Origin of the sequence: Rahnella sp. AA, assembly GCF_002834385.1 — a bacterium.
In the GTDB taxonomy this organism is placed as follows: Bacteria; Pseudomonadota; Gammaproteobacteria; order Enterobacterales; family Enterobacteriaceae; genus Rahnella.
In genome coordinates, this window is sequence record NZ_PITQ01000011.1 from 176671 (window position 1) to 188340 (window position 11670).

Consider the following 11670-nt stretch of genomic DNA (forward strand, 5'->3'; position numbering starts at 1 on the left):
GAGAAGACCATGAGCGCAAATGCCGAAACTCAGGCAACGCCGCAAGCTCCGAAAAATAAGAAGAAAACGCGCAAAGTCGCGATGCTCTTGTTAACCGGGATTTTCATTATTATCGCCATTGCCTATCTGTTTTACTGGCTGCTGGTATTACGTCATTTCCAGGCTACTGACGATGCTTATGTTGCCGGTAATCAGGTTCAGATTATGGCGCAGGTGTCGGGTAGCGTGACCGATGTGAACTTCGACAGCACCGACTTTGTCAAAAAAGGCGACGTGCTGGTGACTATCGATCCGACCGATGCGGAACAGGCGTTTGAACGTTCTAAAACGGCGCTGGCGAACAGCGTGCGTCAGACGCATCAGTTGATCATTAACGGCAAACAGTATCAGGCAAATATCGCTCTGCGTGCGACGCAACTGCAACAGGCGCAGTCTGACCTGAAACGCCGTATCGTGCTGGGCAACGTTGACGCCATTGGCCGTGAAGAACTGCAACACGCCCGTGACGCCGTGGATACCGCGAAAGCGCAATATGATGTCGCCGTGCAGCAATACAACGCCAATCAGGCGATGGTGCTGGATACGCCGGTCGCTGAACAGCCGCAAGTTTTGCAGGCTGCTGCGCAGGTTCGTGATGCATGGCTCGCACTGCAACGGACTAAAGTACGCAGCCCGATTGACGGTTTTGTTTCGCGCCGCGCCGTACAGGTCGGTCAGCAGATCAACACGTCTACATCCCTGATGGCCGTTGTGCCCGCAAATCACATCTGGGTGGATGCCAACTTCAAAGAAACCCAGCTGGAAAATATGCGTATTGGCCAGATGGCCACCGTGGTCAGCGATATGTACGGCGACAACGTGAAATATCACGGCAAAGTGGTCGGTATGGACATGGGGACTGGCGGTGCGTTCTCACTGCTGCCGGCTCAGAACGCGACGGGCAACTGGATCAAAGTGGTTCAGCGCCTGCCGGTACGTATTGAGCTTAACGAACAGGAAGTCGCTGAACACCCGCTGCGTATCGGTTTATCCACGCTGGTAACAGTCGATACTCAGAACCGGGATGGTCTCGTACTGGCAGATAAAGTCCGTACCGAACCGTTGTACCAGACCTCAGCGCTGACGCTGGATCTGGCTCCGGCCAACGCCATCATTGCTGACGTTATTCATGCAAATGCAGGCTAAAACCTCCGGAGGCCTCTGTGGCAAATAAACCGCTGGCAGGCGCACCGCTGGCCTGGATGACGGTGGCTTTGTCTATGGCCACCTTTATGCAGGTACTGGACTCGACGATCGCCAATGTGGCGATCCCGACCATTGCCGGGAATCTGGGTGCCTCGAACTCACAGGGCACCTGGGTGATTACCTCGTTCGGGGTGGCAAACGCCATCTCGATCCCCATCACCGGCTGGCTGGCAAAGCGCATCGGTGAGGTCAAACTGTTCCTGTGGTCAACAGTGCTGTTTGCTCTCGCCTCCTGGCTTTGCGGGATGTCCAATAGCCTGGAAATGCTGATCTTCTTCCGTGTGCTGCAAGGCGTGGTGGCAGGTCCGCTGATCCCGTTATCACAAAGTTTGCTACTGAATAACTATCCACCGGCCAAGCGAAGTACCGCGCTCGCGCTCTGGTCGATGACGGTGATCGTTGCCCCGATTTGCGGGCCGATCCTCGGCGGTTATATCAGTGATAACTTCCACTGGGGATGGATCTTCTTCATCAACGTGCCGATCGCTATCGTGGTTGTTGTGTTGACGCTGAGAACACTGAAAGGTCGTGAAACCGCCACGCAGATCCGTCCAATCGACAGCGTCGGGCTGGTGTTACTGGTGCTGGGCATTGGTGCATTGCAGGTTATGCTCGACCGGGGCAAAGAGCTGGACTGGTTTAACTCGACGGAAATTATCGTACTGGCGGTCGTGGCGGTGGTGGCACTCTGCTTCCTTGTGGTTTGGGAGCTAACCGACGACCACCCGATAGTCGACCTGTCGCTGTTTAAATCACGAAACTTCACTATCGGCGTGTTGTGTATCAGCCTGGCCTATATGCTCTACTTCGGCGCGATTGTATTGCTGCCGCAGCTCTTGCAGGAGGTTTATGGTTATACCGCCACCTGGGCAGGTCTGGCGTCAGCGCCAGTCGGTATTTTGCCGGTACTGATGTCGCCGATTATCGGGCGTTTCGCGCATCGTCTGGATATGCGAAAACTGGTGACGTTCAGCTTTATTATGTACGCCTATTGTTTCTTCTGGCGCGCCTATACATTCGAACCGGGGATGGATTTTGGTGCCGCAGCGTGGCCGCAGTTTATTCAGGGCTTCGCGGTAGGCTGCTTCTTTATGCCGCTGACCACCATTATTCTGTCAGGTCTGCCGCCGGAGCGTATGGCAGCGGCGTCCAGTTTATCGAACTTTATTCGTACGCTGGCAGGTTCGATTGGTACGTCGATCACAACCACGATGTGGTCAGACCGGGAATCGCTGCACCATGCACAGCTGACGGAAAATGTTACGCCGTTTAATCCGGCAGCAACGCAGACTTACCATCAGCTGGAAGGCATCGGGATGAGCCATCAGCAGGCTTCCGGCTGGATAGCACGGGAAATCACTAATCAGGGGTTAATTATCTCTGCCAATGAAATCTTCTGGTTATCCGGTGGCGCATTCCTGGTGTTGCTGATCTTAATCTGGTTCGCCCGTCCTCCATTCAGCAGTGGCGGCGGTGCTGGCGGTGCTCACTGATTCAGGCAATCAGTGAATCTCAGAAAGCAAAACGGACGCCTGATGCGTCCGTTTTTTTATTTCAGAATCAGCCAGTTATGCCTGATTCTGACGCCACCATTCGGCCAGTAAAATCCCGGTTGCAACAGAAACGTTGAGGCTTTCAACTTTGCCGGTACCGCCGATGGACACGCTCAGGTCGCCCTGCTGCCATGCGCTGTCGGACAAACCGTCACTCTCTTCGCCCAGCACCAGAACCATTTTGGCTGGCAGCTCCGCTTTACCGAGTGCCGTGCCTTTATGGCTGGATGTCGTGACGATGGTGTAACCGGCTTTGCGGAACGTCGCCAGCACATCCAGGAAGTTATCCGCATTGATCGCTTTAACGTGTTCTGCACCACCTTCAGCGGTACGTACAGCGGCACCGGACTCCAGCTGCGCCGGATCCTGAACCAGCATCCCGTTGATACCAAAATGCGCACAAGATCGCATGATACCGCCGAGGTTGTGCGGGTTACCGACGTTTTCCAGCGCCAGCACGCAGTCTTTCGCTGGCGCAGTTTGCAGATAGGTTTCTGCATCCAGACCCTGACGTTTTTTAATCAGGAAACACACACCACCGTGGTGTTCCGTGCCGGAAGCTTTCACCAGCTCTTCGTCTTCAACCACATGATACGCTTTGCGGTTTGCCGCCATCCAGCGCAGCGCTTCACGAAAACGCGGAGTCACTGATTGCACAAACCACGCGCGTACAATGGCGTCAGGGCGGCTGGCAAACAGCGCCTGACAGGCATTTTCGCCATAAACGCGGGTTTCTTCCTGACGCTGACGACGTAACTGTTCAGGATCGATGAAACTTTTGCCACTGATACCACCGTGATCCGGTACGGATTCATCCGCCGGTGCACGTGAAACGGTTTTCCACGGTGAAGAGTAAGGGCCGTCATCATCGCGTGCCGGACGACGCGGACGATCGTCACCACGACGTGGCGCCGGGCCGCGGGAATCACCACGGGGATCGCTGCTGCGGCGCTCATTGCGGCGGGCATCATCGGGACGGGAACCCTGGCGTGATTTGTCGCCCGGACGTCCTTTATTGTTGGAAGGACGTTTATCGTTATTGCGGTTATCGCCGTCGTCGTCACTACGGACGTACATCACTTTGACTTTGCCGTTTTTGCCACTGAATGAATCGTTCATTTCTCTCTCCACCTACGCGCAGGGCGCGAAGATTACCTGATGTCTGTGAGCTAAGCCACAGGCTTTGGACCAAAAGCTAAAAACTATCGTATTCATTGAATAAACCACGTTGTTTACGTGACCTGTCGCCCCCATACTTACAACATATAAGTAACATATCAGCCGTTTTGTTTACCGCTTTTAGGGATAAAACCGGGGTTCTGGTTGATACCATTCTCACGTTAAGCAATGTAGAGGCTATTTTATGAATACGGTTTGTTCATCATGCCAGGCCACCAACCGCCTGCCTGAGGATCGTATCGACGACGGCGCGAAATGCGGCCGCTGCGGTCATGCACTTTTTGAAGGTGATGTCGTTCACGCCACGGCGGCCACTTTGGACAAATATCTGCAAGACGATCTGCCGGTTGTCGTCGACTTTTGGGCCCCGTGGTGCGGCCCTTGCGTTAACTTCGCGCCAATTTTTGAAGACGTTGCGCAGGAACGCGCCGGTAAAATCCGTTTTATTAAGGTTAATACCGAAGCGGAACCAGAACTGAGCGCGCGGTTCCGTATCCGCAGTATTCCGACCATTATGGTGTTTAATGAAGGCAAAATGGTCGATATGTTGAGTGGTGCAATGCCTAAAGCCCCATTCAACAACTGGCTCAATGAATCATTGTAACGCATAAGCTGCCATAAAGCCCTGCTGAAGGCCCGTCACCGTACGGGCCTTTTTCTGTTATCCACAGATGCCGCTTGCCAGCCACCTGCGGGTGATTAGAATAGCCGTTTTTCGTTAACCGGAATGCTTATGTCAGACAACGCCGTCCTTCGCCTGCGTGAGCAGCGTTTAGCCCGATCGACCCGTCCTTTCCTTGCCCGCGGTTCACGGGCAATTCGCTGCCAGGGCTGCTTGCTGCCTAAACGCCACTGCATCTGCGCTATGCGTGAAATACATCAGGCCGGCAGCCGTTTCTGCCTGGTGATGTTTGACACTGAACCGATGAAACCAAGCAATACTGGCCGTCTGATCGCGGACGTGCTGCCGGATACGCAGGCATTTCTCTGGTCGCGTACACAAACTGATCCCGCGTTACTGGAGGCCATTGCTGACCCGTCGCGCCAGCCTTATGTGGTTTTCCCGGCGTCTTTTGCCACGCCTCCACGCCAGGTTTTTACCGACGTTCCGGCGGGCAGCAAGCCGCCTCTATTTATCATGCTGGACGGAACCTGGAACGAAGCCCGCAAGATGTTCCGCAAAAGCCCGTATCTGGATAATCTGCCGGTGTTCTCTCTGGATGTGAGCGCCAGCTCCGGCTATATCCTGCGTGAAGCCTCGCGTCCGGAACTGCATTGCACGGTAGAAGTGGCCGCCGCATTGCTTGAAAAAGCCGGTGATCTTGAAGCGTCTGCGGGTTTATCACGCCACTTTACGCATTTCCGTACGCAATATCTGGCAGGAAAACCCCATCATCCGGTGCATCAGCTCACAGCAAAGAATGAAGAAAACCTCTAGAATCAGCTAAGAATGATTGATTGGAGTTCTGATGAGCCAGCGTGGACTAGAAGCCTTATTACGACCTGAATCTATCGCGGTAATCGGTGCCAGCAATAAGGCTGGCCGCGCCGGATACCTGATGATGCGTAATCTGCTCGACAGCGGATTCAATGGCCCGGTGCTGCCCGTAACCCCCGCATATCGGGCGGTATGTGGGGTTCTGACCTGGCAGGATATTGCCAGCCTTCCGATGCCACCCGACCTGGCTATTCTTTGTACACATGCTGACCGCAATCTCAAACTGCTCGAACAACTCGGTGAGCGTGGCTGTAAAACCGTTATTGTGCTTTCGTCTCAGCCTCAGCAATTCACCGAACTCAAAGCCTGCGCCCAACGTTTTTCGATGCGGCTGCTCGGCCCGAATAGCCTGGGCATTCTCGCCCCCTGGCAAAAACTGAACGCCAGCTTTTCGCCGGTACCGATCCTGCCGGGCAAACTGGCGTTTATTTCACAATCAGCCGCCGTCGCCAATACCATTCTCGACTGGGCGCAACAACGTGCTGTGGGCTTTTCCTATTTCGTCTCGTTGGGTGACAGCCTGGATATTGATGTCGATGACCTGCTCGATTTCCTCGCCCGCGACAGTAAGACCAGCGCAATCCTGCTGTATCTTGAACATATCAGCGATGCCCGCCGTTTTCTTTCCGCCTCACGCAGCGCCTCGCGCAATAAACCGATTCTGGTCATTAAAAGTGGCCGCAGCGGGCAGGCGCAGCAATTACTGAACAGCCCGCTTAGCCTTGACGCGGCTTATGATGCCGCTATCCAGCGCGCGGGCTTGCTGCGTGTGCAAGATACGCATGAGCTGTTTTCCGCAGTAGAAACGCTGAGTCATATGCGCCCTTTGCGTGGTGAGCGCTTACTTATCATCAGCAATGGCGCTGCACCGGCTGCAATGGCTTTGGACCAGCTACTGTTGCGTAACGGGAAACTCGCAAAACTGGGGGATGAAACCTGCAAATCGCTCACTGACGTTCTGCCGAAGACCATTACCGCCTCTAATCCGCTGGATTTACATGACGACGCCACGCCGCAGCTGTATCAGTCGGTGATGACGGCGTTGCTTGACAGTACGGATTACGATGCCCTGTTGGTGATACACGCCCCAAGTGCTGCAGCGCACGGCACCGTGACCGCAAACCAACTGATAGAAGCCGTTCGTAAGCATCCTCGCGGGAAATACATCACACTGCTGACAAACTGGTGCGGCGAGTTTTCCTCGCAGGAAGCCCGCAAGCTGTTCACCGAAGCCGGGATCCCGACCTACCGCACACCGGAAGGGACCGTAACGGCATTCATGCATATGGTGGAATATCGCCGTAATCAGAAACAGCTGAAAGAAACACCTTCATTACCGGTGGATCTTGAACAGAATACCGATCAGGCACATCAGCTGATCGCCCAGGCGTTGACCGAAGGCACGACGCAGCTCGATACGCATGAGGTTAGCGCGATTTTGCAGGCGTACGGCATGAACGTGCTGCCGACATGGATTGCCAGCGACAGCGCTGAAGCCGTGAATATTGCCAGCCAGATTGGTTACCCCGTTGCATTGAAACTACGTTCGCCGGACATTCCACATAATTCCGAAGTCCAGGGGGTCATGCTGTATCTGCGTACGCCAAGTGAAGTCGGGCAGGCGGCTAATGCCATTTTTGACCGGGCTAAGCAGGCATTTCCGCATGCGAGAATTCTCGGCCTGCTGGTACAGACGATGGCCAACCGCCCGGGCTCTCAGGAATTACGGGTGGTCGTAGAGCAGGATCCGGTATTCGGCCCGTTGATTATGCTGGCGGAAGGCGGCACTGACTGGCGACCTGAAAAGCAGGCGGCTATTTCCTTGCCACCACTGAACATGGCACTGGCGCGCTATCAGATAGTTCAGGCGCTGAAAAGCGGTAAGATACGGGGCCGGAACTCACACCATCCCATTGATATCCCGGCGCTAAGTCAGCTACTTGTGAATGTATCAAACCTGATTATCAACTGCCCCGAAATTGAACGGCTGGATATTCATCCGCTACTGGTCTCTGGCTGTGAGCTGAGCCTGCTGGATGTATCTATGGCGCTTTCCAGGCGAGGCAAGGATTCGCCTTCACGCCTGGCGATCCGACCTTATCCGCGGGAACTGGAAGAGCACGTCATACTGAAGAATGGTCAGCCTGCGCTGTTCCGCCCGATTCTTCCGGAAGACGAACCGCTGCTGAAAGCCTTTATCCTGAAGGTCACCAAAGAAGATCTGTATTACCGCTATTTCAGTGAGATCAATGAGTTTACTCATGAGGATTTAGCAAATATGACACAGATTGATTATGACCGTGAGATGGCTTTTGTCGCCGTACGTACAGAAAATGAAGAAAGCGAAATTATTGGGGTCACGCGAACCGTTTCTGATCCTGATAATATTGATGCCGAATTCTCCGTACTGGTGCGCTCTGATCTGAAAGGCCTCGGCCTGGGTCGGCGTCTGCTCAATAAGATGATTGATTACGCCGCAGAGCACGGCCTGCAGCGTCTGACGGGTATCACGATGCCCAACAATCGCGGCATGGTTGCGCTGGCTAAAAAGCTGGGATTCGACGTCGATATCCAGATCCAGGACGGTATCGTCAATCTGTCTCTTGCCCTGGAAAAGCACCGGATTTCCCAGCAGAAAACCGTGAGCCTGAGCGATGAACAGGCAAAAGATGCGCACATCGGACAGGACTAATGGTATTATCGACCGATTGTGCGGTTACCATTGTCTGTTTATGCCGCTAAAGCCATTACATGAAGAGAGAAGAAGCGCACTGTGATGTTGTCAAAATTCAAACGCAATAAACATCAACAACACCTTGCTCAGTTGCCAAAACTCCCCCAAACGGTTGATGCTGTAAAAACGCTCTACTGCCCTGCAGATTTCCGTACGACGCTGCTCGAAGCCATTGCCAACGCCACCCAACGGATTTATCTGGTCGCCCTCTATTTAGAGAACGATGACGGTGGTCGGGATGTTCTGTCGGCACTGTATGCCGCCAAGCAGCAACGCCCGGAGCTGGAGATTTGTGTGCTGGTTGACTGGCACCGTGCCCAGCGTGGTCGTATCGGCGCTGCGGCAGCAAATACCAATGCTGACTGGTATTGTCGTATGGCAAAGGAACATCCCGAACTTTCCGTGCCTGTATATGGCGTGCCTGTTAACACACGTGAAGCTCTGGGCGTTTTACATCTCAAAGGTTTCATCATTGACGACCAGGTCATTTATAGTGGCGCAAGCCTCAATGACGTTTATCTGCATCGCCATGAAAAGTATCGCTATGATCGCTATCAGTTGCTGACAAACATGCCATTGGCCAACACGATGATCGACTTTATGAAAAAGTCGATCCTGACTGCCGCTGCTGTGCAACGCCTCGACCGTGAAGATCGCCCAAAAAGCATTGAGATCAAAAACGAAACGCGGCAGTTTCGCCAGAACCTGCGCACCAGTGGCTATCATTTCAAAGACAGCGCCGGTAATGATGAACTGGCAGTTACGCCAATTGTGGGTCTGGGCAAGCAAAATGAATTGAATCGTACGATTCACCATTTGATGGCCAGTACCGATCATAAACTGACGCTGTGTACTCCTTATTTCAATATGCCGGCGATGCTGGCACGCAATATCATTCATTTACTGCGCCGTGGTAAGCAGGTTGAAATTATTGTGGGCGATAAAACGGCTAATGATTTCTATATTCCGCAGGATCAGCCGTTTAAAATTATCGGAGCACTGCCGTATCTCTACGAAATAAACCTGCGTCGCTTCCTGAGCCGCTTGCAACGCTTTGTCGACAGCGGGCAGTTAATTGTACGCCTGTGGAAAGATGGGGATAATAGTTACCATCTGAAAGGTATCTGGGTAGATGACCGCTGGCAGTTGGTCACCGGTAATAATCTTAATCCACGCGCCTGGCGTTTGGATCTGGAGAATGCCATTCTGATCCACGATCCACATAAAGAAATGGCTGTTGAGCGTCAAAAAGAGCTGGAAGAGATCCGCCGGCATACGCAAATTGTTTCTCACTATATGGAACTGGAAAGTATTCCGAATTATCCGGTGAAAGTACGCAAGCTTATTCGCCGTCTGCGCCGGATACGTATCGACAGATTAATCAGCCGGATATTGTAATCGGCTATACTGAAAGCCTGATCATCCTGATCGGGCTTTTTTATATCTGGAATTTCACTTCATGACTCCACGATCCCTCTTTTCAGTCAGACTCTTCGCCATCAGCCTTATGCTTTTTTGCAGTGGCTGCACCCATTTTGCGAACGACCAATGGACCGGTAAAGACAAAGCCGAGCACTTTGCCAGCTCTGCGGTATTCGCGGCGGCAGGCACGGCTTACGCAAATAACCAGGGCTGGAACGAAGCACACAGCCGCTCGTTCGGTTTATTATTTTCAGTAGGGCTTGGAGCAGCAAAAGAACTCTATGACAGCCGTGAAGGTGGCAGTGGCTGGAGTTGGAAAGATTTTAGCTGGGATATCGCAGGGGCTGCTGTCGGTTACAGTGCTTATCATCTGACTCATTATTAGAGGGCGTCCCTGCCCCGTCAGCGCTATTTATAGCTGTATTTCTTTCCCTTTTCGGTGCAATTTCATTGAAACAACAAATGCAATTAAGCACATTACGCAGACATACCAGAAGAAGATTTCTTCCATATCCCATGATTTAAATGTCAGGGCAACATATTCTGCCGAGCCGCCAAACACAGCATTTGCAACCGCGTATGATAACCCTACCCCTAATGCCCTGACCTCTGGAGGGAACATTTCTGCTTTTAATAAGCCGCTGATTGAGGTGTAAAAACTCACAATGAGCAAGGCTAGTACAATTAATCCGAAGGCGATATAAGGGCTGGTGACCGTTTGCAGTATATATAAAATGGGGATAGTGAAAAATGTTGCTAACCCGCTAAATATAAGCATGGAATTACGTCGACCTATTTTATCCGACAAGCCACCAATAATAGGTTGTAAACACATAAAAACAAAAAGTGCGGCAGTCATCAACGCGCTGGCCATTTTAGTCTCCATTCCTGCCGTATTGACCAGGTACTTCTGCATATACGTTGTGAAAGTATAGAAAGTCAGAGAACCCGCCGCGGTGAATCCTAAAACCATTAAAAATGCTTTTTTATGCTTCCATAAACCCGAAAGTGTGCCAGCATCTTTATGTTCACGCGTCTGCCTGTCGGATGTTTCACTCAATGAGCGACGCAGAAATAACGCCACCACGGCCAAAACTGCACCTAATGCGAACGGGATCCTCCATGCCCAGGATTTGAGTTCGTCATTTGAGAAAATCTGTTGTAATACCACTAAAACTAATAGTGCCAGTAATTGCCCTCCAATTAAGGTGACATACTGGAAGGAAGCATAAAACCCCCGGCGGCCTTTAATCGCAATTTCACTCATATACGTTGCGCTAGTGCCATATTCCCCGCCAACGGAAAGCCCCTGAAATAAACGTGCGATGAGTAACAATATAGGTGCCCAACTACCGATGGTCGCGTACGTTGGCAAACAGGCAATAACCAATGAACCGCAACACATCATGCAGACGGAAATCATCATTGAATTCTTTCGCCCATGTTTATCAGCAATATAACCAAATAACCATCCACCAATGGGTCGCATAAAGAATCCGGCAGCAAAGACACCTGCCGTCTGCAACAGTTGAGTTGTGCTATTTCCGCTGGGGAAAAATGAAGAAGCAAAATAAAGTGAGCAAAAAGAATAAACGTAAAAATCGAACCATTCGACTAAATTTCCCGAAGACGCGCCGACGATAGCGAAAATACGCTTTTTATTATCTTGCTGATCGTGGTGTTCAGTCTGCGAACCCAAAGTTTTCATCATATTATTTTCTCCCAACAGTTCCTGCCCAAAAGCGTAATTACGACGGTTCTTATCAGTACGAAATATTGAGTTAAGCAAGGAATGGACAAAGAAGAGAGGGAATTGTGGAAATTACCTGCGCTTGCGACTCTTTTTGTGACGCAGGGCGTACTTGAAAGTATGATTTAGAGCAAAACTTCCCATAGCAAAAAGCCCTGTACGTCAGTACAGGGCTTTCCACTTATTTGATGCCTGGCAGTTCCCTACTCTCGCATGGGGAGACCCCACACTACCATCGGCGCTACGGCGTTTCACTTCTGAGTTCGGCATGGGGTCAGGTGGGACCACC

General features: G+C 52.1%; 9 protein-coding genes and 1 rRNA gene. 7 read left to right on the forward strand and 3 right to left on the reverse strand.

Annotated features, from left to right (window positions below):
* Positions 1-9: 9 nt before the first annotated feature.
* Both emrA and emrB read left to right on the forward strand, forming a co-directional pair.
* Positions 10-1185 carry a multidrug efflux MFS transporter periplasmic adaptor subunit EmrA gene (emrA, locus tag CWS43_RS22455; RefSeq protein WP_101079344.1) on the forward strand — a complete coding sequence of 392 codons (1176 nt, stop codon included), beginning with the start codon at positions 10-12 and terminating at the stop codon, positions 1183-1185.
* Between the two features lie 17 nt (positions 1186-1202).
* Entirely contained in the window at positions 1203-2738 is a 1536-nt protein-coding gene (emrB, locus tag CWS43_RS22460; protein ID WP_101079345.1) for a multidrug efflux MFS transporter permease subunit EmrB, read from the forward strand.
* Between the two features lie 75 nt (positions 2739-2813).
* Here emrB and CWS43_RS22465 read toward each other — a convergent pair whose 3' ends face one another.
* Positions 2814-3917 carry a tRNA/rRNA methyltransferase gene (locus tag CWS43_RS22465; protein ID WP_101079346.1) on the reverse strand — a complete coding sequence of 368 codons (1104 nt, stop codon included), beginning with the start codon at positions 3915-3917 and terminating at the stop codon, positions 2814-2816.
* A gap of 244 nt (positions 3918-4161) precedes the next feature.
* On the opposite strand from CWS43_RS22465, the gene trxC reads away from it, so the two are divergent.
* From trxC to CWS43_RS22490, 5 genes are all read left to right on the forward strand, one after another.
* Complete coding sequence (gene trxC, locus CWS43_RS22470; protein ID WP_101079347.1) at positions 4162-4581, forward strand: thioredoxin TrxC; 420 nt, start codon at positions 4162-4164, stop codon at positions 4579-4581.
* 129 nt (positions 4582-4710) lie between these two features.
* A complete protein-coding gene (locus CWS43_RS22475) occupies positions 4711-5415 on the forward strand; it encodes a tRNA-uridine aminocarboxypropyltransferase (protein ID WP_101079348.1) in 705 nt (234 codons plus the stop codon).
* A gap of 31 nt (positions 5416-5446) precedes the next feature.
* Positions 5447-8167 (forward strand): bifunctional acetate--CoA ligase family protein/GNAT family N-acetyltransferase, encoded by a 2721-nt coding sequence (locus tag CWS43_RS22480; RefSeq protein WP_101079349.1) that lies wholly within the window; start codon positions 5447-5449, stop codon positions 8165-8167.
* An 87-nt stretch (positions 8168-8254) separates the two neighbouring features.
* On the forward strand, positions 8255-9607 hold the full coding sequence (pssA, locus tag CWS43_RS22485; RefSeq protein WP_232777164.1) for a CDP-diacylglycerol--serine O-phosphatidyltransferase: 1353 nt from the start codon (positions 8255-8257) through the stop codon (positions 9605-9607).
* A 61-nt stretch (positions 9608-9668) separates the two neighbouring features.
* Positions 9669-10016 (forward strand): YfiM family lipoprotein, encoded by a 348-nt coding sequence (locus tag CWS43_RS22490; RefSeq protein WP_101079351.1) that lies wholly within the window; start codon positions 9669-9671, stop codon positions 10014-10016.
* 27 nt (positions 10017-10043) lie between these two features.
* On the opposite strand, the gene CWS43_RS22495 is transcribed toward CWS43_RS22490, so the two are convergent.
* Both CWS43_RS22495 and rrf read right to left on the reverse strand, forming a co-directional pair.
* Entirely contained in the window at positions 10044-11342 is a 1299-nt protein-coding gene (locus tag CWS43_RS22495; RefSeq protein ID WP_101079352.1) for an MFS family transporter, read from the reverse strand.
* Positions 11343-11571: 229 nt separating this feature from the next.
* Positions 11572-11670: ribosomal RNA gene (gene rrf, locus CWS43_RS22500) — 5S ribosomal RNA — on the reverse strand; the annotation flags it as partial.